The following is a 24,555-nucleotide window of genomic DNA, read 5'->3' on the forward strand; positions in this document are numbered from 1 at the left end:
CGTATTACCGCGGCTGCTGGCACGAAGTTAGCCGGGGCTTCTTCTCCGGGTACCGTCATTATCTTCCCCGGTGAAAGAATTTTACAATCCTAAGACCTTCATCATTCACGCGGCATGGCTGCGTCAGGCTTTCGCCCATTGCGCAAGATTCCCTACTGCTGCCTCCCGTAGGAGTCTGGGCCGTGTCTCAGTCCCAGTGTGGCTGATCATCCTCTCAGACCAGCTATGGATCGTCGCCTTGGTGGGCCTTTACCCCACCAACTAGCTAATCCAACGCGGGCCGCTCCAATGGCGATAAATCTTTCCCCCGAAGGGCACATTCGGTATTAGCACAAGTTTCCCTGTGTTGTTCCGAACCAAAGGGCACGTTCCCACGCGTTACTCACCCGTCCGCCACTCCCCCGAAGGGGCGTTCGACTTGCATGTATTAGGCCTGCCGCCAGCGTTCGCTCTGAGCCAGGATCAAACTCTCAGGTTGAGTTGACGTTCTGACTTTCAGCGTCATCGACCCTCAACGGATCGACTGGCTATAGTCTGCGTAGTTCTTGACGAGTTCCCACAAATCGTGGCCACGCCGAAGCGCGACCATATTCATGGTGTCTTCAAGAGACCGCAGTCACAGTCAGCGTCGAGATAGTCTGGTTAGGACTATCGCCAAGACGCCGCCGCCTGCGTTTCTCTTTCCAATTCAACGATGTCAAAGACCCGCACCGGCTTTCGCCGAGCCCACTGTTTAGCGCCGGTGGCCGGCGGAGGCGGCTATCTATTGAGCCGTCTCAGTGGTGTCAACCGGCCTTTTTCGAGGCTTTGCGACATTTCCGAGAAGCCTCGGATTTGACCGCAAAAATCACCGCGGGCCGCCGAGGGAAGCCCTCCAAGTCCGTGACGATTCGATTGAGGCTCGGGAACATACTCATTTCATTTCGAAGATCAAGAGCCGATTTCGGCGCCCGCCGTCGATCCGATTTGAGCCCCGCCCGAGCGGGAGGCGGCTATCTAGTGGCCGTCCCCCTGGGTGTCAACCGATCCTTTTCCCGAACCTTCCGGGAGGATCCGTGGCTGATCTCCGAAAGCTTCGGATCTTCGAGCCCGGCCCCGCTCCAGCGCGTTCGGGAAGCAAGCTTCCCTCGACCCTGAGGCGGAACTGTCGACCTCTCGGAATGCGCCGGCTTCTTCAGGATTTTCAAGAGCTTGCGCCCTCTCCGATCCGTCCGTCGCCGCCCCGTTCCGAGCGGAGGCGGCTATCTATTCGGCCCCCCGGCCCCCGTCAACACCCTGTCGCAAAGAATCTCGGAGACCGCCGGCATGCCGCATCCGCCGCATCCCCGCGGCGGCGCCCGGCATGCCCCGCGCGTATGGGCGCGTTCCTTGCACGCGAGGCCCGGCCCCGTCACAACGGGGGACGGAGGCGCCATGCTCTCGCAGAAGGCCAAGTACGGATTGCGCGCGCTCGTGGCGCTGGCGCGGGCGGAGGGCGCCCAGGTGTCGGCGGGCGAGCTGTCGGTGCGCGCCGGCGCCCCGCGCAAGTTCCTGGAAGCCATCCTGCTGGAGTTGTCGCGCAACCAGATCGTGGTGAGCCGGCGCGGCAAGTTCGGCGGCTATGTGCTCGCGCGCGAGCCGGGCGCCATCACCTTCGCCGAGGTGATCCGGGTCATCGACGGCCCGCTGGCGCTGGCGCCCTGCGTCTCGCCGCGGCTCGGCTTCCGTAAGTGCGCCGACTGCCCCGACCTCCTCACCTGCACCCTGCGCGAGGCGCTGGCCCGCGCCCGCGACGCCACGGCCGACGTGCTGGAGGGCTACACCCTGGCCGACGCGGCCGCCTCGGGCGTCGTCGACGGGATCACGCCGGCGGCGTAGGGAGGTCGCAGGTCCCGACGGGCGTAAGCGGGAAGCCGTGGCCTTGCGAACCGGCCAACCCGGCCAGCGGGACCACCCCCTTGGAAGCTTCCGGCCTCAGGTAGAGGAGGTGATCAGGCTGTAGCTGCACTTCGACGGGATAGCCATGATCATGGTCAGGCCGCGTGCCCCCGAGTCCGTCCGCCTCCCGCCAAGGAAAGTTCAGATCCATGTAGGGCAGCCTGTAGCGCCACTCGCAGCCGTCGAACCTGATCGTCAGGTTGGGGCCGTAGATGTTCCAGATGCGCACCGCGCCGCCGGGTTCCAGGTCAATCTTCCTGGCCTGTTGTCCACCCTTCGCGATCTCCAATGCGAGGGGCCGCCCTACTCCATTATGAAGCCGGATGTTCGGCGCGATATCACAGGCGCTCAGCCCCAAAGACATCGCAACGCTTGCGATGATCACCCGGCAAAGGCGCGCAGGCCTCTGGATGGCGCGCGTCATCTCCGCCCTCGCCTCGGCGCCCAAGCTCCTCCGTCTTTGAGTGGGCCCCGCTCGTTCCAATTGTGATCGCCGTGCCAGCCCTCCCCAGGGGTTCCCGGGCAGCTCCGGGTCGTCGGCCGCACCGGATGCTGCTCGAGCGGCTCGAACCCGACCTTCCCGTCGGCGCCCCGGAATGAGGCGATGGGCACGAGATAGGGCGCATCGCCCGTTGCGCGACGCACGGCGGCGCCGATCACCAGGCCTTCGCCGGCGGCCAGGGACACCCTGCGAAAATAGGCCTCTTCGTAGACATAGTCGCACCCCTCCAGCTCCAGCGTCACCCGGCCGCCGTTGACGAGGGCGTCCACCCGGAACCGCTGCCGCTGACCTGGCGCAAGCCCGACGACCTTGTCCTGCCAACCGACTTCGCCGTTCCGGCCATCGACATGCACGCCTATGGCGCCGCCGGTCTCATTGACCAAATGCGGCCTCGGTACGACCGAGCACCCGGCCAGCAGCACGACGATCAGGAGAAGCGCCCTCACCGGGACTTTCCCGCCGCCCATGGCCGCGGCGGATTCAACTGAGGGCCACGCTCGTTCCAGTTGGAAGGCCCATGGCCGGTAATCTGGCCGTCCTCGTCTTTCTCACGGCGCAGGATGGACGAAAGCAATCCCGCAATGTTCGAGGGCAGATACAGTGGCCCAAGCGCTTCGCCCTGATATGTATGCTGCTCTTCGTGCTCTTGGACAGGATGGCCGTAGAGCGTTCGATACCTCGCCCAGCCAGCATCGTTCGGATCGTAGGGATCGCCGGCATAGGTGATCGTGTTTCCGAGCGTGATCGCTCCCACGCCGCCGGCGGGTTGTTCACGAATTCCACCGCGTTGTTCCCGAACTGAATGCGCGGGTCGTTCGGCTGATCGCCCGGCCGCAACCGGTTCAGTTGCCCCGCCGCGTAGCCCGCCAGGCCGTAACCCAGCCCGAGCGCCGTGTTCGGCGCGTTCCAGAGCTTGCCGGCGACGTCCGCCAGCCCGACGCTCCGCGGCTTCCTCGGCGCTCGTTCCAGCGCAGCCCGCTCGGAAGGCGTCAAGCCTCCCACCATCGGCTCACCGCCCCGAAACGACGGCCTCCGCCGCCCGGGACCGTCCACGCCAAGTCCTTCGAACCTCGTCGCCATCTCGCTCGCCTCGCCATCGCGCATCACCGATGTTCACCATCGCATGAACGCGCCGCCAGGTGAAGAACAAAAGAAGAACATGTGGTAGCCCCAGGGTCCGCCCCCGATACCGCTCATCCCGGCGAACGCCGGGATGAGCGGAAGTTATTGAATTCCCTCAGAGGGAATCGAGTTCGGACGCTAGCTGGCGGCGATGTAGGCCTTGAGGCCGTCGGCCTCGGCCTCGACCTCGGAGATCTTCCACTTCACCAGGTCGCCGATGGAGACGATGCCCACCAAGCGGTCGTTCTTGCAGACCGGAAGGTGGCGGATGCGCCGGTCGGTCATGCGGCCGAGCAGGCTGTCGATCGTCTCGCCCGGCTCGGCGAAGAGCACGTTGGCGGTCATGAAGTCGCTGACCGGCCGGGCCAGCACGCCGGCGCCGTGGGCGGCCACCGCGCGGACCACGTCCCGCTCGGAGACGATACCCACCACCATGTCGGCGGCGAGGACGACCAGGGCGCCGACGCCCTTCGTGTGCAGGTGCTCGACCACGGCGCCGACCGCTTCGTCGGGCCCGATCGTGAAGACCGAGTCGCCCTTGGCCTTGAGGATCTGCGAGACCAGCATGTGGGCCTCCGTTTCCATTGCGTCACGCGCAGGGAAGCGCAATTTCAACCCTGACACAATGCACGCGCCCGTCACGCCCGCGTGAGGCGGCGCGAGCCTTCGAGCAGCGTTGGCGCGTCAGCGCCGTTTTGATTCAACCACGAAGATCACCAAGAGCACGAAGGCGCCGCGGATGAGCTGGGCGCAACGCGCGTCTCCGACCCTTCGTGCTCTTGGTGATCTTCGTGGTGGGAATCAGGGCGCCTGCGGCGCGCAGGAAGCTCGCCGGCCTCAGTCGTCCTTGTGGGCCAGCCAGCCGAACGGCTGGATGAGCAGGACGCCCGCCGCGAAGCCCGCCAGGTGCGCCTCCCAGGCGACGCCCGCGTCGCCGGCGCCGACCATGAGGCCGCCGGTGAAGGCCATGATCACGTTGACGACGATCCAGGCCGTCCCCATGCCCGTGACGGCCTGGGAGAACAGCGGGCCCACCTCGCCCTTGCCGCCGATCAGCCGCGCGGCCGCGCCCATCAGGCCCGACGCCGCGCCCGAGGCGCCGACCATGGCGTTGGGCTGGCCCCAATGGGCCGCGGCGAAGCCCAGGGCGGCCACCACCCCGCAGGTCAGGTAGAAGAGGAAGAAGCCGGCCGCGCCCAGGAGCCGCGGCCCGAAGAACCGCGAGACCGGCGCGCCGAAGGCCAGGATGAAGGCGGCGTTCATCAGGGCGTGCGGCCAGCCCCCGTGCAGGAACTGCGACGTGATGAGCGGGGCGAAGTCGCGATACAGCAACTGGTCGGGCGAGAAGGCGTAGGCGTCGACCAGGAACGGGAACCGCGACTGGACCGCATAGATGGCCAGGATCCCCAGGCAGATCACCACCACCGGCCACGGCGCGTTGACGATCGGCTCGGACGGGGGGCGATAGCCGGGCTGGCCGGGCTGGGGCGACGGCTGCGGCCCCTGACCGCCGGGCGCGGGCGCTTCGAAGTGGACGGCGTGCATCGGTCCCCATGTAGGCCGGATCGCGCGCCGCCCCAAGCCGCCTCGAAGCGGCCTTGCCGCCGCCATCAGGCTTGGCGATGGTGCGCGGCTGTTTCCAGCGGTTTCCAGGCAGACTTGATGATCCGTCCCCTCGGGCAAGGCGCGGCCCTCCTCGCGGCGTTCTCCCTCGCCTTCGCCCCCCCGGCCTGGAGCCAGGCGTCCCCCGCGCCGCCCCCGGCCAGGCTCGCGCCCGGCGAGTGGCCGCAGGGGCAGTCCGACCTCAAGCCCGATCCGGCGATCCGCTTCGGCGCCCTGCCCAACGGCATGCGCTATGCGCTGCGCCGGCAGACGATCCCGGCGGGCCAGGCGGCGTTCCGCCTCTGGTTCGGCGCCGGGTCGATGATGGAGACCGACGAGCAGGCCGGCCTCGCCCACTTCCTCGAGCACATGGCCTTCAACGGCTCGAAGAAGGTCAAGGAAGGCGAGATGGTGAAGATCCTGGAGCGCCTGGGCCTGGCGTTCGGAGCCGACACCAACGCCTCGACCGGCTTCTCCGAGACCATCTACAAGCTGGACCTGCCCAGGACCGACGCCGAGACGGTCGACACCTCGCTGATGCTGCTGAGCGAGGCGGCGTTCGACCTCACGCTGGACCAGGCGGCGATGGACCGCGAGCGCGGCGTGGTGCTGGCCGAGGAGCGCGCCCGCGACACCCCCGGCTATCGCGTCGCCAAGGCGCGGACGGCCTTCCTGCTGAAGGGCCAGCGCCTGCCGACCCGCTGGCCGATCGGCAAGGTCGAGGTGCTGAAGACCGCGCCCGTCAGCCGGATCGCCGACTACTACAGGACCTGGTACCGGCCGGACCGCGCCGTGTTCGTGGCCGCCGGCGACTTCGACCTCGACGTCATGGAGGCGAAGATCAGGGCCACGTTCGGCGGCTGGAAGGCCCAGGGGCCGGGCCGCCCGGACCCGGACCAGGGGCCGGTGGCCCGGCGCGGCGCCGAGGCCCGGCTGGTCGTCGACCCGGGCGTGACCCAGTCGATGCAGGTGGCGTGGGTCTCGCCGCCCGACCTGTCGCTGGACACCCTGGCCAAGCGCCGGCGCGACCTGATCGAAGGGCTGGGCCTGTCGGTGCTGAACCGCCGCTTCTCGGCCATCGGCCGCGGGGGCGATCCGGCGTTCCTGGGGGCGCAGGTCTACAAGGGCGAGCAGGACGATGCGGCCGAGGTCGCGACCCTGGTGGTCAGCGCCGAGACCGGGCGCTGGCGCGAGGCGCTGACGGCGGCCGAGCAGGAACAGCGCCGGCTGGTGCAGTACGGCGTGCGCCAGGACGAGCTGGACCGCGAGATCGAGGAGGTCCGCGCGGGCCTGAAGGCCGCCGCCGCCGGGGCCAACACGCGCCGGCCGGCCGACCTGGCCAACGAGATCGTGGGGTCGCTGGCCGACCACACGGTCGTGACCTCGCCCGCCGACGACCTCGCCGCCTTCGAGGCCGGCGTGCAGGGGCTGAAGGCCGAGACCGTCAACGCGGTGCTGAAGACCGTCTTCCAGGGCGAGGGCCCACTCCTCTTCATGAGCTCGCCCACGCCGATCGAGGGGGGCGAGGCGACGCTGCTGGCGGCGCTGAAGGCCTCGCAGGCGGTGGCCGTCGCGCCGCCCGCCGCCACCGCGCAGGTGGCCTGGCCCTACGAGACGTTCGGCCCGCCGGGCGCGGTGGTGGAGCGGCGCGAGGTGAAGGACCTGGGCGTCACCTTCGTGCGGTTCGGGAACGGCGTGCGGCTGACCGTGAAGCCCACCCCCTTCCGCGACGACGAGGTGCTGGTCCGGGTGAACGCCGGCTCCGGGATGCTGTCGCTGCCCAGGGACCGGCAGAGCCCCTACTGGGCCTCCAGCGCGGTGATCGAGGGCGGCCTGAAGAAGATCGGCGTCGAGGACATGGAGCGGGTGCTGGCCTCCAGGGTCTATGGCGGCCGCTTCGGGATCACCGACGACGCCTACACGCTGACCGGCGGCACGCGGACCGGCGACCTGCCCACGCAGCTCCAGGTGCTGGCCGCCTACCTCACCGAGCCGGCGTGGCGCGACGCGGCGTTCACGCGGATCAAGGCCGCGTCCAGGACGATCCACGACCAGTTCGAATCCACCGTGGGCGGCGTGCTGCAGCGCGACCTGGCGGGCCTGACGCACTCGGGCGACCGGCGCTGGACCTTCCCCAGCCGCGACGAGATGGCCAGCGCCCGGCTCGCCGACGTGGAGGCCGCCATCATGCCCGACCTGTCCAAGGGCCCCGTCGAGGTGGTGATCGTGGGCGACGTGACGGTCGACGCGGCCATCGCGGCGATGGCGCCCACCTTCGGCGCCCTGCCCCCGCGGCCCGACCCGACGCCGGTCCCGGCCGCCGCCCGCGCCGTCGCCTTTCCGAAAGGCAACGCCGCGCCGCTGAAGCTCATCCACAAGGGCCGCGCCGACCAGGCGATCGGCTACATCGCCTGGGGCACCACCGACTACTGGGCCGACCCGCAGCGGGCGCGCGACATCGCCGTGCTGCGCGAAGTCATGAAGCTGCGGCTGACCGACGAGCTGCGGGAGGCGCAAGGCGTGACCTATTCGCCCGACGCCAGCTCGCAGCACAGCCTGGTCTGGAGCGGCTGGGGCTACATCGCCGCCAACGTCGAGGCGCCGCCGGACAAGCTGCCGGGCTTCTTCAGCGACGTGCAGAAGATCGCCAGGGACCTCAGCGAGCACGAGGTCAGCGCCGACGAGCTGGCGCGGGCCAAGACGCCGCGGATCGAGGGCATCCAGCGCGCCATGCTGACCAACGGCTACTGGCTGGGCGAGCTCTCGGGCGCGCAGGCCGACCCGCGCCGCCTGGACGTGACCCGCCAGATCCTGCCCGGCACCGAACGCGTCACCGCCGCCGACGTGAAGCGCGCGGCCCAGGCGGTCCTGAAGCCGGAGAAGGCGTTCAAGCTGGAGGTCGTGCCCGCCTCCCTCCCCTGAATGGGGAGGGACAGGCCGCGTGAGCGGCCAGGGTGGGGCGGTTTAGTGCGAGACCTGAGAGCGTGGGGATGATCCAGACTTCCCCACCCTGCTCGCCTCCGGCGAGCTGTCCCTCCCCATTAAGGGAGGGAAGCGGGGTCGTAGACCGGAGCGTCGTCGGCCGGGAGGAAGGCGCGGCCGCGGATGGCGTCGGAGACCTTCTCGGCGATCATGATGGTGGGGGCGTTGGTGTTGCCGCCCACCAGGGTCGGCATGACCGAGGCGTCGACCACGCGCAGGCCCTGGAGGCCCTGGACGCGGCACTCTGCGTCGACCACCGCCATCGGGTCGCCCGCGACGCCCATGCGGCAGGTGCCGACGGGGTGGTAGATCGTCTCGGACGAGCGACGGATCCAGGCGTCGATGTCGGCGTCGGACTGCACCGCGGCGCCGGGCGAGAACTCTTCCTTGACGTAGGGCTTGAGGGCGGCCTGCTTCGCGACCTCGCGCATCATCTTGACGCCTTCGCGCAGCGCGCGGCGGTCCTCCTCGGCGGCGAGGTAGTTGGCGAAGATCGCCGGGTCGGCGGTGGGATCGGCGCTCCGCAGCCCGACGCGGCCGCGGCTCTCGGGCCGGAGCTGGCAGATGTGGAAGGTGAAGCCGTCCTTCTTCACCTGCACCTTGCCGTGGTCCTGCATGATGGCGAGGACCGTGTGGACCTGCAGGTCGGGGCGGTCCAGGTCGGGCCGCGAGCGCAGGAAGGCGCCCGATTCCAGCATGTTCTGGGCGCCCAGGCCCTTGCGCTGGAACAGGTATTCCAGGCCGATCGCCAGCGTCCTGAAGCCCTTGCGCAGGGAATAGATCGTGATCGGCTCGGGGCACTCCCACGACATGCAGACGTCGAGGTGGTCCTGCAGGTTCTCGCCCACGCCGGGCAGGTCGTGGACGACCTCTATGCCGTGCTTGCGAAGCTCCTCGCCCGGGCCGATGCCCGAGAGCTGCAGGATGTGCGGCGACTGCACCGCGCCCGCCGACAGGATGACCTCGGCGTCGGCATGGAAGGTCTGCGTCTGGCCCTTGTCGTCGAGGGCCTCGATGCCGGTCGCGCGGCCGTTCTCCACGATGATGCGGCTGGTGCGCAGCCCGGTTAGGCAGGTGAGGTTCGGCCGGTCCAGCGCGGGGTAGAGGTAGGCCCGCGCGGCGCTCCAGCGCTCGCCCTCGTGGATGGTGAGCTGGTAGGGGCCCCAGCCTTCCTGCTGGAAGCCGTTGAAGTCGCTGGTCCGCGGGTGGCCGGCCTCGGCGCCCGCCTCGATGGCGGCGCGGTAGATCGGGTTGGGCGACTTGGCCTTCGACACATGCAGCGGCCCCTCGCCGCCGTGCCAGGCGTCGCCGCCGCCCTCCAGGCTCTCGGCCCGCTTGAAGTAGGGCAGCACGTCGGCATAGCCCCAGCCGCCCAGGCCCATCTGCCGCCACTGGTCGTAGTCGCGCGCGTGGCCGCGGATGTAGATCATGCCGTTGATCGACGACGAGCCGCCCCAGCCCTTGCCGCGCGGCCACCACAGCCTGCGGCCGTCGAGGTTGGGCTCGGGCTCGGTCCAGAAGCCCCAGTTGAAGGCGCCCTGCTTGCTGATCAGGCCGCCCACGCCGGCCGGCATGGTGACCATCAGCGACTTGTCCTTGCCGCCCGCCTCCACGAGCAGGACGGTCTTGCCGCCGTCCTCCGAGAGCCGGTTCGCGAGCACGCAGCCGGCCGAACCGGCGCCGATGATGATGTAGTCGAAGCGGGTCATTCGGGGTGCGCCTGGGCAGCGTTCGGTTGGGGCGCGACCCTCGCCCAGCCCGCGGGGTTCCGCAAGATTGAACGCGGCGTCAACTTTGCGAGAAGGCCCGTGAGGTCCGGCAGCGGAAGGACAGCCGCCGCCGGATCAACCGCAGCAATCAGCGCCCCTTCCAGTTGGGCGCCCGCTTCTGGGCGAAGGCGAGCGGGCCTTCCTTGAAGTCCTCGGAGGCGTAGAGGGCGGCGACGGCAGGGTACTTGTTCTGGCCCCTGAGCGCCGCTTCCAGGCTGGGCTCGTCCAGGCCCGCCAGCACCGCCTGCTTCGAGGCGCGGATCGACATCGGGCCCAGCTCGCAGATGCCGGCGGCGATCTCGCCCGCGCGGCGGAGCAGGTCCTGCGGCGCGGTCACCTCGTGGACGAAGCCCAGGTCCTTGCCCTCGGCGGCCGAGACGCGCCGCGCGGTGAGGATCATGCCCATGGCCCGCTTGGTCCCGATGGCGCGCGGCAGGCGATGCAGGCCGCCGGCCAGGGCGGCCAGCCCCACCCGCGGCTCGGGCAGCGAGAACACCGCCGCCTCGGACGCCACGATGATGTCGCACGCGAGCGCGATCTCGAAGCCGCCGCCCATGGCCACGCCGTTCACGGCCGCGATAAGGGGCTTGGTCAGGTCGAAGCGCGCGGTGATGCCGGCGAAGCCCGACGGCGGCGACTTCATCTGGCCGCCGCCCGCCTGATACTTGAGGTCGTTGCCGGCCGAGAAGGCGCGGTCGCCGGCGCCCGTGACGATGCCGACCCACTGCTCCGGATCAGCGGCGAAGGCGTTCAGCGCGTCGTCCATCTCGAAGTGCGCCGGCGAGTGCATGGCGTTCATCACTTCGGGGCGGTTCAGCGTGATCGTCGTGACCGGCCCTGCGCGGTCGACCTTGATGAATTCGTAGGCCATGGCGTCCTCTCCCTCATTCATCCCTCCTCTTCAGGGGAGGGACAGGCCGCGAAGCGGCCAGGGTGGGGCTTACCGACTGGACCCAGCGTCACGCCAAGTCCTGTTTCCCCACCCGTCCGAGGCTTCGCCTCGTCCACCCTCCCCTAAAGAGGAGGAGTGATTCAAGCGATCTGGCCGGGCTCGCGCCGATAGCGCTTCCAGTTCTCGACGTCGCAGCCTCCGTGCGGTAGTGATTACAGACGATTACAAGAGACTACGCCATGCCCGCCCGTCCGACCGCGCCGATCACGATCCGCACGTCCATGACCGAGGAGATCGACGCGCTGGCCGCCGCCATGGACCGCTCGCGCAACTACATCATCAATCGGGCCATAGAGCAGTACCTTGAGGCTAACGCCTGGCAGGTCGAGCGCATCCGGGAGGGCCTCGCGGCCGCGCGAGACGGGCGCGTGACGCCGGCGGACGAGGTCTTCGACGCCATCGCCGCCAAGCACGGCTGGCCGCGTTGAAACGGGTCGTCTTCGCGGAGCCCGCTGCGCGCGACCTCGAAGACATCATCGACCACATCGCTCTCGACAACCCCGTCGCAGCCGAGCGGGTCTATCGCGCCATCGTCGAAGCCAGCCGCCGGCTCGCGCGGTTCCCCGACCTCGGCCGGCCCGGCCGGTTCTCCGGCATGCGCGAGCTCAGCGTCACGCGCCTGCCCTATCTGATCGCCTACGAAGCCGATCGCCGGACCGTCACCATCCTCGCCGTCTTTCACACGTCGCGCGATCTGGCCCGGGCGCTCGCCGAGCGCCGGAGCGGCGCCGGATCGTGAGCCATGCGGATCAACCGGCCGCCCCAAGCTCCCGCCGGTAGCGCTTCCAGTTCTCGACGTAGTGGGCCGAGCCGAGGGCCACGCGGGCGGCCTGTTCGGGGGAGAGCTCGCGGATCACCTTGCCGGGCGCGCCCATGACCAGCGAGTTGTCCGGTATCTCCTTGCCTTCGGTGATCAGGCAGTTGGCGCCGATCAGGCAGTTCTTCCCGATCTTGGCCCCGTTCAGCACGATCGAGCCGATGCCGATCAGCGAGCCGTCGCCGATCTCGCAGCCGTGCAGCATCACCATGTGGCCGACGGTGACGTTGGCGCCGATGGTCAGCGGCGAGCCGGTGTCGGTGTGGCAGACGCTGCCGTCTTGGATGTTCGAGCCTTCGCCCACGACGATCGGGTCGTTGTCGCCGCGAAGCGTGGCGCCCCACCATACCGACGCGTTCTTCTTCAGAATCACGCGGCCCATAACCGCAGCCGTCGGCGCAATCCAGTATTCGTCATCATTCGGTAGCTCAGGTGTCACATTGCCTAAGTTGTAGACGGCCAATTCCCAACCCCTCTTCTTCCCGCCAAGCCCCCTTTAACGACTCGTAAAGGACGCTACCCTCATTCTAGTCGGGCGATTCGAGAGGGTGAAAGCCTTCCCGAAAGCCGCCGCGGGGGTTTCGCCTCCGTGTCTCGCGCTGGACGGGGTGGATGGCGCCGAGCTTGTTGCTCCACCGGGTCGTTTCACCCGGAACCGCAGACGAAACCGGGCCTCCGGGCGCGGCGCGCGGACTCCGCCACCACCGTTCTCTCCCACCATGTGAAGGGCGCTCCCACGCGGGACGCCCTTTTTTCTTGCCCCCTGAGGAGGCCTTATGAGCAAGCGGGCTCTGAAGCGACAAGTGCGCGAAGGCGCGTTCGACGCCGGTCAATTCCAGGGAGACGACAAGATCCGCCGGCTGCCGGTGGACCGGGGCTGGTCGCCCCTGCAGCACCACAACGACGACCGCGAGCAGGGCTACCTCAAGACCATCAAGGCCAAGTCCGAGGGCCAGCAGCAGCTCCTGAACGCCATCGACGCCAAGAGCCTGGTCCTGGCGCTGGGGCCGGCCGGCACCGGCAAGACCTATCTGGCCATCGCCAAGGCCGTGGAGGCGCTGGAGAGCGGTCGGGTCGGGCGGATCGTGCTGTCGCGCCCGGCGGTCGAGGCCGGCGAGTCGATCGGCTTCCTCCCCGGCGACGCCGAGGACAAGCTCGCCCCCTACCTGCGGCCGCTCTACGACGCCCTGTCGGACCGGCTGTCGATGAAGCGGGTGCGCGCCCTCATGGCCGAGGGCGCGATCGAGATCGCGCCCGTGGGCTTCATGCGCGGCCGTACGCTCAACAACGCCTTCGTGGTGATCGACGAGGCGCAGAACTGCACCTACACCCAGATCAAGATGCTGCTGACGCGCCTCGGCTGGCATTCGACGATGGTGGTGACGGGCGACCCCGACCAGTCCGACCTGCTGCCCGAGTTCTCGGGCCTGGGGCCGGTGGCGACGAAGCTGGAAGAGGTGAGCAACATCGCCGTCGTCCGCCTGGCCGACCGCGACATCGTCCGCCACCCGCTGGTGGCCGAGATGCTGGGCGTCCTGTAGCACCCCGGGACGTACGGCAAGTGGGGAGAGGGCTCGCTCCGGCGGGCCCTTTTCTTTTGCCGGACCGCTTGAACCGGCCGTGCGACGCATGTAGATAGTTCGACAACCTAACTATCTGCCGAGTCCATGCCCCAGGCCGTAGACGACACCGACATCGCCGCCCTCGCCGAGGCCCTGCGCCCGGCGATCCTGAAGGTGTCGCGGCGCCTGAGGCAGGAGGCGCAGAAGGTCGGGCTGTCGATCCAGGACGCCACGCTGCTGGCGTACATCCGCAAGAACCCCGGCGTCGGCGTGAGCGCGCTGGCCGAGGCCGAGGGCACGGCGAAGCCGACCATGAGCGCCCACGTCAAGCGCCTGGAGGCCGAGGGCCTGGTCGCCCGGAGCGACAACGCGGACGACGGCCGCCGGTCCGGCCTCAGCATCACTGCGGCGGGCGCCCGCAAGCTGGAGGCGCTGCGCCGCGGGCGCAACGACTGGCTCGTCGGCCGGCTGTCGCGCCTCGGCGAGGACGAGCGCGCCCTGCTGGCGGCGGCGGCCCCGGCCCTCTTCCGGCTGGTCGAGCCATGACCCCCAGCGACGAGACCCTCGACACCGCCCCGCCGCCCGAGGCCGCCGCGCCCCATGCGGCGGCGGAGGCGGTGAGGCAGGCCGAGTTCAAGCGCGGCTGGCTAGTGCCCGCCATCATCGGCTCGGCGCTGCTGATGCAGACGCTGAACGCCACGGTGATCACCAATGCGCTGCCGGCCATGGCGCACAGCTTCCACGTGGAGCCCGTCAGGCTCAGCGTGGCGATCACCACCTACATGCTCTCGGCGGCGATCTTCCTGCCGCTGTCGGGCTGGCTCGCCGACCGTTTCGGCGCCCGGCGGGTCTTCATGTGCTCGATCGTGCTCTACGCCCTGGGCTCGGCCGCCTGCGGGCTCGCGGGCTCGCTCTGGCAACTGGTCGCCGCGCGCTTCGTCCAGGGCGCCGCGGGGGCCACGCTGATGCCCGTCGGCCGGCTCGTGCTCCTGCGCACCACGCCCAAGAGCGAGCTGGTGGGGGCGCTCTCGGTGGTGACCATGCCGGCGCTGCTGGGGCCCGTGGTCGGGCCGGTCATCGGCGGGGCGATCGTGACGTTCGCCGACTGGCGCTGGATCTTCTTCATGAACCTGCCGATCGCCCTGCTCGGCCTGTTCCTCGTCTACCGGCACGTCCCCGAGGTGCGCGAGCAGGACGCGCCCAAGGTCGACATCCTGGGCATGGTCCTGACCGGCCTGGGGCTCGCCGCCCTCATCGTCGGCTTCGAGAGCCTGGGCCGCGACTCGCTGAGCCCGCTCGCGGTCGCCGGCCTGTTCGGCGCGGGGCTCGCCATGCTGGGCGTCTATGGCTGGCACGCGAACCATACGCCGCACGCGGTGGTGAACCTGACGATCTTCAGGCATCGCACCTTCTCGGCCTCGGTGATCGGCGGGGCCTGGATGCGCATCGCCATGGGCGCGAACCCCTTCCTGCTGGCGATGCTGCTCCAGGTGGCGTTCGGCCTCTCGGCCTTCGCGGCGGGCCTGATGACCTTCATCTCGGCGGTCGGCGCGCTGGTGATGAAGACCGCCGCGCCGCCGATCCTGCGCGCCTTCGGCTTCCGCACCACGCTGCTGGTCAACGCCGTGATCGTGGGCGTGAGCTTCATCGCCTATTCGTTCTTCCGCCCCTCGTGGCCGCACTGGGCGATCATGGTGGTGCTGGGCGTCGGCGGCTTCTTCCGCTCGCTGCAGTTCACGGCGCTGAACGGCATGGCCTACGCCGACATCGACCAGGACCAGATGAGCCGCGCGGCCACGACCTCGTCGATGGTGCAGCAACTGGTGCAGTCCATCGGCATCGGCCTCTCGGCCAGCCTGCTGCATTTCCTGATGACCCTGCACGGGGCGACGAAGCTGACGCCCGAGATCGTCGCGCCGGCCTTCATCGTCGTCGGGCCGGTGACCATGATCTCGATGTGGTGGTTCTTCCGCCTGCCGGCGGACGCAGGCGACGAGATGAACGGGCGCACGCGCGCCTTGGAATAGCCTTGCCAATCTTCTATGACGCGCGCTTCTTTTTCTCCGGAAGCCTGCCGAACCATGAAATTTCTTGCCGTCCTCGCCGCCCTGTTCCTCGCGGCGAGTTCGCCTGTCTGGGCCGCCCCCGCCGCCAGGCCGGGCGCCGCGAAACGGGTGGTGCTGCCCGCCGACGTGCGGCCCGACCGCTATGAGATCCACGTCGCGCCCGACGCCGCGAAGCTGACCTTCGACGGCCATGTGAAGATCGCGCTGACGGTGGTGAAGGCGACCGACCGCATCGTGCTGAACGCCGCGGACCTGACGATCGGCAAGGCCAGCCTCTCCGGGACCGACGCGGCGCCGAAGGTGGTGTGGAACGAACAGGAGCAGACGGCCGCCTTCGTCTTCCCGAAGGCGCTGGCGCCCGGACGCTACACGCTCGACATCGACTACGCGGGCCGGATCTTCCAGCAGCCCGCGGGACTGTTCTACCTCGACGACACCGCGCCCGACGGGGGCAAGCGCCGCGGCCTCTACACCCAGTTCGAGAACTCCGACGCCCGCCGCTTCGCGCCGATGTGGGACGAGCCGGGCGTCCGCGCGGTCTTCTCGCTCAGCGTCGAGACGCCGTCCGGCCAGATGGCGGTCTCGAACATGCCGGTGGCCGACGACAGGACGAGCGCCGCGGGCCGGCGCACCGTGCGCTTCGCCGACAGCCCGAAGATGAGCTCGTACCTGCTGTTCCTGGCGGTGGGCGACTTCGAGCGCGTGTCGCGGAAGGCCGGCCCGGTCGACGTGGGCGTCGTGGTGCGCAAGGGCGACGCGGCGAAGGCCGGGTTCGCGCTCGATGCGACCGTGAAGCTGCTCGACTACTACAACGACTGGTTCGGCACGCCCTACCCGCTGCCCAAGCTGGACCTGATCGCCGCGCCGGGCCGCAGCCAGTTCTTCTCCGCCATGGAGAACTGGGGCGCGATCTTCTACTTCGACTACGCCATCCTGCTCGACCCGAAGCTCTCGACCGAGGCGGACCGCCAGCAGGTGTTCGTCACCATCGCGCACGAGACGGCGCACCAATGGTTCGGGGACCTCGTCACCATGTCGTGGTGGGACGACCTCTGGCTCAACGAGGCCTTCGCCTCCTGGATGGAGAACAAGGCCACCGACCACTTCCATCCTGAGTGGAACATCTGGCTCTCCACCCAGGCCGGCCAGCAGCGGGCCATGCGGCTGGACAGCCGCACCGGCACGCACCCGGTGATCACCGACATCCCCGACGTCTTCGCCGCCGCCAGCGCCTTCGACGACATCACCTATCAGAAGGGCCAGGCGGTGGTGCGGATGCTGGAGACCTACGTCGGCGAGGACGCCTTCCGCGACGGCGTGCGCGCCTACATCAGGAGGCACGCGTACGGGAACACGGTCTCGGACGACCTCTGGGCCGCCCTGGACGCCGCCGCCCCCGGCAAGGACGTGGGCCGGGTGGCGCGGGACTTCCTGACCCAGCCCGGCGTGCCGCTGATCCGCGCCAAGACCGGCGCGGGTGGAACGACCCTCACCCAGGACCGCGTCGCCGCCGACCCGACGCAGAAGGCGCCGCAGACCTGGCGCACGCCGGTGAGGGCCGCCGCCCTGGCCGGCGGGACGTGGGAGGGCGTCGTCAGCGCCGGGAAGCCGCAGGCGGCGCCGCTCGCCGCGCCCGTCGTCGTGAACGCCGGCCAGACCGGCTACTTCCGCACGCTCTATTCGCCGGCGCTGTGGGCGAAGCTGGCCCCGGCGTTCGCGAGGCTGGCGCCCGCCGACCAGCTCGGCCTGCTCTACGACAGCCGCGCCCTGGGCGAGGCGGGCTATGCGCCGATGAGCGACTTCCTGGCGCTGGCGAAGAACGCCCCGGCCGACGCCGACCCGCTGGTGCTCGACACGCTGGCGATGCAGCTCGCGGCGCTGGACACCCTCTACGAGGGCCGCCCGACGCAGGACGCCTTCCGCGCCTTCGCCCGCGCCCGCCTCGCGCCCATGGCCGCCCGCCTGGGCTGGGACGCCAGGGCCGGCGAGCCGGACAACGCCGCCATCGCACGCCGCACGCTCCTCGGCGTCCTGGGCGACATGCGCGATCCCGCCGTGATCGCCGAGGCGAAGGCGCGCTTCCAGCGCTGGCTGGGCGACCCCGACAGCCTGGAGGGCGCCGGCCGCCGCACGGTGCTCGCGATCGCCGCGACCCACGCCGACGAGGCGACCTGGGAGGCGCTGAAGGCGCGCGCCCTGGCGTCGAAGGACGTCGCCGACCGCTCGCGGCTGCTGAGCTACCTCGCCCTCAGCGACGACCCGAAGCTGATCGACAGGGCCCTGGCGCTGGCGATCTCCAGGGACGTCAGCCCGACCGACGCGCCGACGATCATCGCCACGGTCGCGTCGAACCACCCCGACAAGGCGTACGACTTCGCCATCGCGCACCGGGCGCAGGTGGACGAGTTCCTGGAACCCACCAGCCGCACCTCGTACTACGCCGAGCTCGCCGCCGGCTCGCGCGATCCGGCGATGCTGCAGAAGCTCGCGAAGCTGAGGGCCACCGTGCCGGCTTCTGCGCGCGGCGAGGTGGCGAAGGCCGAGGGCGCGATCCGCTACCGCCTGGACGTCATCGCCAAACGCCTGCCCGAAGCGGACCGCTGGCTGGCGGCGGACGGGGGCTAGGCCCCCCAACTCCGCTCATCCCGGCGAATGCCGGGACCCAGATGGAATGTCTCTGCGGAAGGCTCCAAGGGCTCTAAGCCCTTCCAGTCAGCTTCCACGCCATTGGATCTGGGTCCCGGCATTCGCCGGGATGAGCGGATATCAAGCGTAGACCTGCGGACGCAGCGGCTTCACGCGGACCGAGAGGCCCGGGGCGACGCCCGCCGGCAGGGTCGGGCCGTGGCCGATGAGCTCCATCAGGACGCCTTCGATCCGGCAGTCGATGCGGACGTCGGGGCCGCGCCGGGCCACCGCCAGCACCTCGGCCGCGAGACCTGCCCCTTCGGCCGGCGCGAAGGCGACCTCGTCGGGGCGGAAGAACACCTGGACGGCGCCCTGCGTCGCGCCTTCGGGCGCGGCGGTCTCCCAGTCGGCGACGGTGAGGCTCCCGCCCTGCACGACGCCGGGGAGCTGGCAGGCCTGGCCCAGGAAGTCGAACACGAACGGGGTCGCCGGGTGCTCGTAGACGGCGTTCGGCGCGCCGAGCTGGACCAGCTCGCCGTCCTTCAGGATCGCGACGCGGTCGGCCAGGTCGAGGGCCTCCTCTTGGTCGTGGGTGACGAAGACGGTGGTGACGCCGGCCCGGTCGTGCAACTCGCGCAGCCAGCGGCGCAGTTCGCGGCGGACCTGGGCGTCGAGGGCGCCGAAGGGCTCGTCCAGCAGCAGCATCCTGGGCTCGATGGCGAGCGCGCGGGCGAGCGCCACGCGCTGGCGCTGGCCGCCGGAGAGCTGGCTGGGGAAGCGTTTCTCCAGGCCCTGGAGCTGCACCAGGTCGAGGAGCCGGGCGACGCGGTCCCTGATCTCGGACTTGCCGGGCCGCTCCCTGGCCGGGCGGACCGTGAGGCCGAAGGCGATGTTCTGGGCCACCGTCATGTGCCGGAAGAGCGCGTAGTGCTGGAACACCATGCCCACCTTCCGCTTGCGGACGGGCAGCGCCAGGAAGTCCTCGCCGTCGAAGCGCACCTCGCCGGCGTCGGGCTCCTCGAGGCCCGCCAGCACGCGCAGCAGCGTGGTCTTGCCCGAGCCCGACGGTCCGAGCAGCGCCAGGAACTCCTTGTCGCGCGCCTGCAGCGACACGTCCTTCAGCGCCGGGAAACGCCCGTACGCCTTGGAGATCCCGCGGATTTCGAGCGCCAGGTGCTCGTCAGTGCTTTCGACCAGCGGAGAGCTCCCCGGAATGACGCCATTCGAGTGCGGTCTTGAGGACGAGCGTGACGATCCCGAGACCGGCGAGGAGCGACGCCGCGGCGAAGGCTCCGACAGAGTCATAGTCATTGTAAAGCACCTCGACGTGGAGCGGGAGCGTGTTGGTCAGGCCGCGGATGTGGCCCGAGACCACCGAGACCGCGCCGAACTCGCCCATCGCCCGCGCATTGCAGAGCAGGACGCCGTAGAGCAGCGCCCACTGGATGTTGGGCAGCGTCACCCGCCGGAAGGTGGTGAAGCCGCTGGCGCCCAGGGTGAGGGCCGCGGCCTCCTCGTCGGCGCCCTGCTGCTGCATCAGCGGGATGAGCTCGCGGGCGACGAAGGGGAAGGTGACGAGGATCGTCGCCAGCACCAGGCCGGGGACGGCGAAGATGACCTTGAGGTCGTGGGCCAGCAGCCACTTGCCGAACAGGCCCTGGGCGCCGAACAGCAGCACCCAGACCAGGCCCGAGACCACCGGCGAGATCGAGAACGGCAGGTCGATCAGGGTGAGCAGCACGCTCTTGCCGCGGAACTCGCACTTGCTGATCGCCCAGGCCGCCGCGATGCCGAACACGGCGTTGAGCGGCACGGCGATGGCGGCGACCAGCAGGGTGAGCCTGATGGCCGAGACCGCGTCCGGCGCCTTCAGCGCCGCGAGGTACTGCGGCAGGCCCTTCAGCAGCGCCTCGCGGAAGACCACGTAGAGCGGCAGCAGGATCAGCCCGGCCATCGCCAGGACGGAGATGGCGACCATGACGAAGGCCACGCCCGGCAGGCGCACCTTCACCATCGGCTCGGAGGAGGTCGCGGCCGTCATGCGCGCCCCCGGCGCGAGAGGTAGATCTGCACCGCGTTCATCGCGACCAGCGCCCCGAACGAGATGGCCAGCATGGCCAGGCCGATCGCGGCGGCGCCGGCGTAGTCGTACTGTTCCAGCTTGATGACGATCAGCAGCGGGGCGATCTCGGTCTTCAGCGGCATGTTGCCGGCGATGAAGATCACCGAGCCGTATTCGCCGACCGCGCGGGCGAAGGCCAGGCTGACGCCCGACAGCAGCGCGGGCGCGAGCGCGGGCAGCACGACACGGGTGACGCGCTGGAGGTCGGTGGCGCCCAGGGTCATGGCCGCCTCCTCCACGTCCTTGTCGAGGTCCTGCATCACCGGCTGGACCGAGCGGACCACGAACGGCAGGCCGATGAAGACCAGCGCGATGAAGATGCCGAGCGGCGAATAGGCCGTCTTGATCCCCAACTGCGCGGCGAAGGCGCCGATCGGGCCCGTCGGCGAATAGATCGCCGTCAGCGCGATGCCGGCCACAGCGGTCGGCAGCGCGAACGGCAGGTCGACCAGGGCGTCCAGGATGCGCCGGCCGGGGAATGCGTAGCGGGTGAGCGTCCAGGCGATCAGCAGGCCCAGCGGCGCGTTGGTCAGCGCCGCCAGCAGCGAGATGCCGAAACTGACCCGCAGCGCCGAGGCGACGCGCGGGTCGCTCAGGGTCCTGATCACGCCGTCCAGCCCGATCTCCCATGGGCGCACCGCCAGCGCCGCCAGCGGGATCAGCACGATCAGCGCCAGGTAGACGAGCGTGATCCCCAGCGAGAGCTTCAGCCCCGGCAGGATCGAGTGCTCGACCAGCCGCGGGCGCCGCGGCCAGGCGTCGGTGACGGGCCGGGGAACCGGCGGGACGGAGAAGCGGTCGGTCACGCGGGTTTGTAGATCTGGTCGAACAGGCCGCCGTCGGCGAAGTGGGCCTTCTGCGCGGCCGCCCAGCCGCCGAAGTCGGCGATGGTGGAGAGCGTCAGCGCCTTGAAATCGACCGCATGCCTCGCCGCCACCGCCTCGTCGCGCGGCCGGAAGTGGTGTTTGGCGACGATCTCCTGGGCTTCCGGCGTGTAGAGGAAGTTCAGGTAGGCCTCGGCGGCGGCACGGGTCTTGTGGCGGTCGACGTTGGCGTCGACGATGGCCACCGGCGGCTCGGCCAGGATCGAGGAGGTCGGGTAGACGATGTCGAAGTTCGGGCCGAACTCGTCGAGCGTCAGGTAGGCCTCGTTCTCCCAGGTCAGCAGCACGTCGCCGATGCCGTTCTTCGCGAAGGTGGTGGTCGCGCCGCGCGCGCCGGTGTCGAGCACCGGCACGTTCCTGAAGAGCCTGGCGATGTAGTCGCGGCCGGCGGCCTCGCCGCCCTGCTTCAGCCCGTAGCCGTAGGCCGCCAGATAGGCCCAGCGCGCGCCGCCCGACGTCTTGGGGTTCGGCGTGACGACGCCGATGCCCGGCTTGATCAGGTCGGCCCAGTCGTGGATGGCCTTCGGATTGCCCTTCCGCACCAGGAAGATGATCGTCGAGGTGTAGGGCGTCGAGTTGTCCGGCAGGCGCGACTGCCAGTCCGGCGGCAGGAGCTGGGCGCGGGTGGCCAGTTCGTCGATGTCGGCGGCGAGCGCCAGGGTGACGACGTCGGCCTGCAGGCCGTCGATCACCGCGCGGGCCTGCTTGCCCGAGCCGCCGTGGCTCTGCTTGATGTCGAGCGGCGCGCCCTTCCAGGTGGCGAGGAACGCCCTGTTGATGTCCTCGTAGAGCTCGCGCGTCGGGTCGTAGCTGACGTTCAGCAGGGTCAGCTTCCCCGCGCCCTTGTCGTCGGAACAGGCGGCGAGCGGCAGCGCGGCGGCGCCGGCGGCGAGCAGGAAGCGGCGGGTCAGGCTCATGCGAGCTCCTGGGCTTAGGGCCGTGTCGGATCTGGAACGAACACCATCGCGGCCCGGGTCCCCCGCCCGAGCCGCGCCAAGCTAGCGCCAATATCCCGACTGTTTAAGTAGGAATATCTTGACGGACGGCTAAGTTTCTCCGGGACGGCGGCGCTCTAGAACGCCGCCTTGAGGGTCACGCCCCAGGTGCGCGGGTCGCCGATGTTGCCGACGATCAGGCCCGTGTTGCCGGGGCCGGTGGCGAGCTGCTCGATGTAGTCCTTGTCGAAGGCGTTGCGCACCCAGGCGAAGATGTTGAGCCCGTCGTCCGCGCGGAAGCCGACCCGGAAGTTCGAAAGCGCGTAGCCGTCGACGTAGGTGTAGGCCGAGGGCGACGGGTTCGAGGAGAAGTTCGAGCGGTAGCTGCCGTCGTAGCCCAGGTAGACCTCGCCCGGCTTGCCGAGGACGGTGACGGGCGCGTTGGCCTCCGCGCCGAACGAGAAGCTCCACCTGGAGATGCCGGGCAGCCGCTGGCCCGAGATGTCGCAGTTCGCCGGGCTCAGGCCCCCCGGCGTGCCCGGCGCGCTCGGCGTCTGGCCGGCGGCGACGGTCGTGCCGCCCGAAAGCTCCGGCGGGCACGGCGCGTCCACGAACCTGCGGTATGTGGCGTCGGTGTAGGCGCCGTTGAGATACGCGTTGAAGCGCTCGCTCGGGCGCACCGAGAAGTCGAACTCGAAGCCCTGGCTGCGGACCTTGTCGGCGTTGGCGAGGTAGCCGCGCAGCACGCCGAACTGGCCGTTCGTGACCGTGACCTGGAAGTCGTCGATCCCGGTGCGGAAGGCCGCGAGGTTCAGCGTCGCGCGGCGGTCCCAGAACTGGGTCTTCAGGCCCGCCTCGACGTGGTTGACGCTCTCGGGCTTGATCTGGCCGGCCGACAGGATGGGGTTGCCGGCCGCGTCGGTCGGCAGGCCGTTCTGGTTGATGCCGCCGCTCTTGAAGCTCTTGGCGTAGGTCGCATAGCCGAGGATGTCCGGCGCGATCCGGTAGCTGGCCGTCAGGTCGTAGCTGAAGTTCCAGTCGCTGAAGGTCGGCGCGCTGAGCTGCGGCGAGAAGATCGCGAGCTGGGCGACCCGCCGCGCGCTGGTCTCGCCGAGCAGCACGGGCAGCCCCTGGCCGTCGAACACCCGGCGCTCGTAATAGCCTTCCTTCTTGTCGTAGTTCAGCCGCACGCCCGGCTGGATCGTGAAGGCGTCCGTCACCTTCCAGCTCGCCTGTCCGAACACCGCGAAGCTCGTGCTCTTCAGGTACTGGGTGTTCAGCGCGGTCAGCCCGTCGAGCACCGAGGGATCGTTGGACAGGGCGTTGCTGGGCGTGATGTTGAAGCGGCTGGACGCCGGGCCGTGCTGCTCGGTGCCCTGGGTGTCGATCCGCTGCTTGAAGGCGAAGACGCCGACCACGCCGTCGATGCGGCCGGTCGAGTAGTTGTAGCGCAGCTCCTGGCTGTACTGGTCCTGCTGCGACGGGTTCTGCGACTTGGTGACGATGGGCAGGCCCAGGAAGTCGCGGTCGTTCTCGGGCTGCCAGTCCCAGTAGCGCCACGCCGTGATCGAGGTGAGCGTGCCCGGTCCCACGTTCCAGACCGCGCGCACCGAGGCGCCGCCGATCTCGTTGCGGGCGTTCAGGTTGGCGTCGACGTCGGTGAGCCGGTCGTAGGGGTGGGTGCTGGCGACCGTGTAGCCCAACGCCGCGGTGAGCGCCGCATACTGGCGGTTCAGCGCCCGCTGGGTCGCCCCCGTGCGCACGAAGATCTGGGCGCAGCACTCGGCGTCCTGCTTGTTGTAGTCGCCGGACAGGGTGATGGAGAGGTCGTCGTTCGGCTTCCAGAGGAGCTGGCCGCGCAGGCCGATGTTGTCCTGGCCGTTGATCCACTGGCGGCTGGTGACGTTGTAGATCGCGCCGCGGCGCGTGGTCGTCGAGGCCGCGAGGCGCACCGCCACCGTCTCCGACAGCGGCCCCGAGACCGCCGCCTTGGCCTGCTTGAAGTCGAGGTTGCCGGCCGAGACCTCCGCGTTCGCCTCGAAGCCGAAGGTGGGCTGGTTGGTGGTGATGTTGATCGCGCCGGCCGTCGTGTTCTTGCCGTACAGCGTGCCTTGCGGGCCGCGCAGGACCTCGATGCGCGCCACGTCCAGGAAGTCGAACGTCGCCGAGGCCACGCGGGCGTTGTAGACGTCGTCCACGTAGACGCCGACGCCCTGCTCGAAGCCGTCGCTGGTCAGGCCGAACGGCACGCCGAGGCCGCGGATGTTCACCGTCGTGTTGCGCGGGTTGGACGAATAGTACTGCAGCGTGGGCGTGAGCTGCTGAAGGCGGCCGACGTTGAACGCGCCGGTGGCCGCGATCTTCTCGCCGCCGACCACCGACACGGCCACCGGCACGGTCTGGACCGTCTCCTCGCGCCGGCGCGCCGTGACCGTGATCTCCGACACCGCCGCGCCCTGATCGGCCTCGTCAGCCGCATCGCGCGCCGCTGCGTCCGCGGCCGGAGCCGCCGTCTGCGCCAGCGCCGCCGGCGCAGACCCGCAGAGCAGAACCGAGGCCAAGGCGAAACCGCGCGCCGTCGTCCGAACCGAAGTCATTCTGCACCCCTCAAATCCTGGGATGGCAATAACTCGATAATTCCGACATGAAAAGTAGGAATTAAATCGTCAGGGTTAAGATGAACTCACGCCGCGAT

22 protein-coding genes and 1 rRNA gene are annotated in these 24,555 nt (G+C 69.6%); 9 read left to right on the forward strand and 14 right to left on the reverse strand.

The window, feature by feature from the left end:
- Positions 1 to 478 (reverse strand): 16S ribosomal RNA (locus KF737_RS15440); the annotation flags it as partial.
- Positions 479 to 1,413: 935 nt separating this feature from the next.
- Between KF737_RS15440 and KF737_RS15445 the strand changes: the two genes are divergently transcribed.
- Positions 1,414 to 1,857 (forward strand): Rrf2 family transcriptional regulator, encoded by a 444-nt coding sequence (locus KF737_RS15445; protein ID WP_296456613.1) that lies wholly within the window; start codon positions 1,414 to 1,416, stop codon positions 1,855 to 1,857.
- On the opposite strand, the gene KF737_RS15450 is transcribed toward KF737_RS15445, so the two are convergent.
- Genes KF737_RS15450 through KF737_RS15460 form a run of 3 tightly spaced genes read right to left on the reverse strand, consistent with a single transcriptional unit; the run spans position 1,841 to position 3,173 of the window.
- On the reverse strand, positions 1,841 to 2,341 hold the full coding sequence (locus KF737_RS15450) for a hypothetical protein (protein WP_296456616.1): 501 nt from the start codon (positions 2,339 to 2,341) through the stop codon (positions 1,841 to 1,843). The genes KF737_RS15445 and KF737_RS15450 overlap by 17 nt on opposite strands.
- On the reverse strand, positions 2,338 to 2,865 hold the full coding sequence (locus KF737_RS15455) for a hypothetical protein (protein WP_296456619.1): 528 nt from the start codon (positions 2,863 to 2,865) through the stop codon (positions 2,338 to 2,340). The genes KF737_RS15450 and KF737_RS15455 overlap by 4 nt, the downstream gene beginning before the upstream one ends.
- Positions 2,862 to 3,173, reverse strand: a complete 312-nt coding sequence (locus KF737_RS15460) for a hypothetical protein (RefSeq protein ID WP_296456622.1) — start codon at positions 3,171 to 3,173, stop codon at positions 2,862 to 2,864. Before KF737_RS15460 ends, KF737_RS15455 begins: the two co-directional genes overlap by 4 nt.
- A 138-nt stretch (positions 3,174 to 3,311) precedes the next feature.
- On the opposite strand from KF737_RS15460, the gene KF737_RS15465 reads away from it, so the two are divergent.
- On the forward strand, positions 3,312 to 3,587 hold the full coding sequence (locus KF737_RS15465) for a hypothetical protein (protein ID WP_296456626.1): 276 nt from the start codon (positions 3,312 to 3,314) through the stop codon (positions 3,585 to 3,587).
- A gap of 92 nt (positions 3,588 to 3,679) precedes the next feature.
- On the opposite strand, the gene KF737_RS15470 is transcribed toward KF737_RS15465, so the two are convergent.
- The gene (locus tag KF737_RS15470) at positions 3,680 to 4,108 is read right to left on the reverse strand and encodes a CBS domain-containing protein (protein ID WP_296456629.1); all 429 of its coding nucleotides are present in this window, start codon (positions 4,106 to 4,108) and stop codon (positions 3,680 to 3,682) included.
- A 270-nt stretch (positions 4,109 to 4,378) separates the two neighbouring features.
- Complete coding sequence (locus KF737_RS15475; RefSeq protein ID WP_296456633.1) at positions 4,379 to 5,086, reverse strand: rhomboid family intramembrane serine protease; 708 nt, start codon at positions 5,084 to 5,086, stop codon at positions 4,379 to 4,381.
- Positions 5,087 to 5,203: 117 nt separating this feature from the next.
- Here KF737_RS15475 and KF737_RS15480 point away from each other — a divergent pair, with 117 nt between their 5' ends.
- Positions 5,204 to 8,065 (forward strand): pitrilysin family protein, encoded by a 2,862-nt coding sequence (locus KF737_RS15480; RefSeq protein ID WP_296456636.1) that lies wholly within the window; start codon positions 5,204 to 5,206, stop codon positions 8,063 to 8,065.
- A 119-nt stretch (positions 8,066 to 8,184) separates the two neighbouring features.
- Here the strand turns inward: KF737_RS15480 and KF737_RS15485 are convergent, their stop codons facing one another.
- Positions 8,185 to 9,834, reverse strand: a complete 1,650-nt coding sequence (locus KF737_RS15485; protein WP_296456639.1) for a choline dehydrogenase — start codon at positions 9,832 to 9,834, stop codon at positions 8,185 to 8,187.
- Between the two features lie 148 nt (positions 9,835 to 9,982).
- Complete coding sequence (locus KF737_RS15490; protein WP_296456643.1) at positions 9,983 to 10,765, reverse strand: enoyl-CoA hydratase-related protein; 783 nt, start codon at positions 10,763 to 10,765, stop codon at positions 9,983 to 9,985.
- 260 nt (positions 10,766 to 11,025) lie between these two features.
- Here KF737_RS15490 and KF737_RS15495 point away from each other — a divergent pair, with 260 nt between their 5' ends.
- Both KF737_RS15495 and KF737_RS15500 read left to right on the forward strand, forming a co-directional pair.
- The gene (locus KF737_RS15495; RefSeq protein WP_296456647.1) at positions 11,026 to 11,274 is read left to right on the forward strand and encodes a CopG family ribbon-helix-helix protein; all 249 of its coding nucleotides are present in this window, start codon (positions 11,026 to 11,028) and stop codon (positions 11,272 to 11,274) included.
- Entirely contained in the window at positions 11,271 to 11,585 is a 315-nt protein-coding gene (locus KF737_RS15500) for a type II toxin-antitoxin system RelE/ParE family toxin (protein ID WP_296456651.1), read from the forward strand. Before KF737_RS15495 ends, KF737_RS15500 begins: the two co-directional genes overlap by 4 nt.
- A gap of 10 nt (positions 11,586 to 11,595) precedes the next feature.
- Here KF737_RS15500 and KF737_RS15505 read toward each other — a convergent pair whose 3' ends face one another.
- Positions 11,596 to 12,126 (reverse strand): gamma carbonic anhydrase family protein, encoded by a 531-nt coding sequence (locus KF737_RS15505; RefSeq protein ID WP_296456654.1) that lies wholly within the window; start codon positions 12,124 to 12,126, stop codon positions 11,596 to 11,598.
- Positions 12,127 to 12,439: 313 nt separating this feature from the next.
- Between KF737_RS15505 and KF737_RS15510 the strand changes: the two genes are divergently transcribed.
- The 4 genes from KF737_RS15510 (at position 12,440) to KF737_RS15525 (ending at position 17,916) form a co-directional block, all read left to right on the forward strand.
- Positions 12,440 to 13,204, forward strand: coding sequence for a PhoH family protein (locus KF737_RS15510; RefSeq protein ID WP_296456657.1), 765 nt, complete (start codon positions 12,440 to 12,442; stop codon positions 13,202 to 13,204).
- Positions 13,205 to 13,330: 126 nt separating this feature from the next.
- Positions 13,331 to 13,771: a MarR family transcriptional regulator gene (locus KF737_RS15515; RefSeq protein WP_296456660.1), complete on the forward strand. Its 441-nt coding sequence runs from the start codon at positions 13,331 to 13,333 to the stop codon at positions 13,769 to 13,771.
- Positions 13,768 to 15,252, forward strand: coding sequence for an MFS transporter (locus KF737_RS15520; protein ID WP_296456663.1), 1,485 nt, complete (start codon positions 13,768 to 13,770; stop codon positions 15,250 to 15,252). Before KF737_RS15515 ends, KF737_RS15520 begins: the two co-directional genes overlap by 4 nt.
- A 54-nt stretch (positions 15,253 to 15,306) precedes the next feature.
- Entirely contained in the window at positions 15,307 to 17,916 is a 2,610-nt protein-coding gene (locus KF737_RS15525) for a M1 family metallopeptidase (protein ID WP_296456666.1), read from the forward strand.
- 141 nt (positions 17,917 to 18,057) lie between these two features.
- Here the strand turns inward: KF737_RS15525 and KF737_RS15530 are convergent, their stop codons facing one another.
- The 5 genes from KF737_RS15530 to KF737_RS15550 all read right to left on the reverse strand — a co-directional run bounded on the left by KF737_RS15530 (position 18,058) and on the right by KF737_RS15550 (position 24,457).
- Positions 18,058 to 19,092, reverse strand: a complete 1,035-nt coding sequence (locus KF737_RS15530) for a sulfate/molybdate ABC transporter ATP-binding protein (RefSeq protein WP_296456864.1) — start codon at positions 19,090 to 19,092, stop codon at positions 18,058 to 18,060.
- 7 nt (positions 19,093 to 19,099) lie between these two features.
- The gene (cysW, locus tag KF737_RS15535; protein ID WP_367273241.1) at positions 19,100 to 19,897 is read right to left on the reverse strand and encodes a sulfate ABC transporter permease subunit CysW; all 798 of its coding nucleotides are present in this window, start codon (positions 19,895 to 19,897) and stop codon (positions 19,100 to 19,102) included.
- A 59-nt stretch (positions 19,898 to 19,956) separates the two neighbouring features.
- Positions 19,957 to 20,778 carry a sulfate ABC transporter permease subunit CysT gene (gene cysT / locus KF737_RS15540; protein WP_367273242.1) on the reverse strand — a complete coding sequence of 274 codons (822 nt, stop codon included), beginning with the start codon at positions 20,776 to 20,778 and terminating at the stop codon, positions 19,957 to 19,959.
- A 65-nt stretch (positions 20,779 to 20,843) separates the two neighbouring features.
- A complete protein-coding gene (locus KF737_RS15545) occupies positions 20,844 to 21,842 on the reverse strand; it encodes a sulfate ABC transporter substrate-binding protein (protein ID WP_296456676.1) in 999 nt (332 codons plus the stop codon).
- 155 nt (positions 21,843 to 21,997) lie between these two features.
- Positions 21,998 to 24,457, reverse strand: coding sequence for a TonB-dependent receptor (locus tag KF737_RS15550; protein WP_296456678.1), 2,460 nt, complete (start codon positions 24,455 to 24,457; stop codon positions 21,998 to 22,000).
- Positions 24,458 to 24,555: the final 98 nt, after the last annotated feature.

The organism is Phenylobacterium sp., assembly GCF_019636135.1.
GTDB lineage: Bacteria > Pseudomonadota > Alphaproteobacteria > Caulobacterales > Caulobacteraceae > Phenylobacterium.

What these genes read in the sequence shown, in the direction of transcription:
- KF737_RS15475 (WP_296456633.1), bottom strand. Translation starts at nt 5,086, where the DNA reads ATGCACGCCGTCCACTTCGAAGCGCCCGCGCCCGGCGGTCAGGGGCCG.
- KF737_RS15520 (WP_296456663.1), top strand. Translation starts at nt 13,768, where the DNA reads ATGACCCCCAGCGACGAGACCCTCGACACCGCCCCGCCGCCCGAGGCC.
- KF737_RS15550 (WP_296456678.1), bottom strand. Translation starts at nt 24,457, where the DNA reads ATGACTTCGGTTCGGACGACGGCGCGCGGTTTCGCCTTGGCCTCGGTT.
- KF737_RS15445 (WP_296456613.1), top strand. Translation starts at nt 1,414, where the DNA reads ATGCTCTCGCAGAAGGCCAAGTACGGATTGCGCGCGCTCGTGGCGCTG.
- KF737_RS15495 (WP_296456647.1), top strand. Translation starts at nt 11,026, where the DNA reads ATGCCCGCCCGTCCGACCGCGCCGATCACGATCCGCACGTCCATGACC.
- KF737_RS15450 (WP_296456616.1), bottom strand. Translation starts at nt 2,341, where the DNA reads ATGACGCGCGCCATCCAGAGGCCTGCGCGCCTTTGCCGGGTGATCATC.
- KF737_RS15490 (WP_296456643.1), bottom strand. Translation starts at nt 10,765, where the DNA reads ATGGCCTACGAATTCATCAAGGTCGACCGCGCAGGGCCGGTCACGACG.
- KF737_RS15485 (WP_296456639.1), bottom strand. Translation starts at nt 9,834, where the DNA reads ATGACCCGCTTCGACTACATCATCATCGGCGCCGGTTCGGCCGGCTGC.
- KF737_RS15525 (WP_296456666.1), top strand. Translation starts at nt 15,307, where the DNA reads ATGAAATTTCTTGCCGTCCTCGCCGCCCTGTTCCTCGCGGCGAGTTCG.
- KF737_RS15480 (WP_296456636.1), top strand. Translation starts at nt 5,204, where the DNA reads ATGATCCGTCCCCTCGGGCAAGGCGCGGCCCTCCTCGCGGCGTTCTCC.
- KF737_RS15470 (WP_296456629.1), bottom strand. Translation starts at nt 4,108, where the DNA reads ATGCTGGTCTCGCAGATCCTCAAGGCCAAGGGCGACTCGGTCTTCACG.
- cysW (WP_367273241.1), bottom strand. Translation starts at nt 19,897, where the DNA reads ATGGTCGCCATCTCCGTCCTGGCGATGGCCGGGCTGATCCTGCTGCCG.
- KF737_RS15510 (WP_296456657.1), top strand. Translation starts at nt 12,440, where the DNA reads ATGAGCAAGCGGGCTCTGAAGCGACAAGTGCGCGAAGGCGCGTTCGAC.
- KF737_RS15545 (WP_296456676.1), bottom strand. Translation starts at nt 21,842, where the DNA reads ATGAGCCTGACCCGCCGCTTCCTGCTCGCCGCCGGCGCCGCCGCGCTG.
- KF737_RS15515 (WP_296456660.1), top strand. Translation starts at nt 13,331, where the DNA reads ATGCCCCAGGCCGTAGACGACACCGACATCGCCGCCCTCGCCGAGGCC.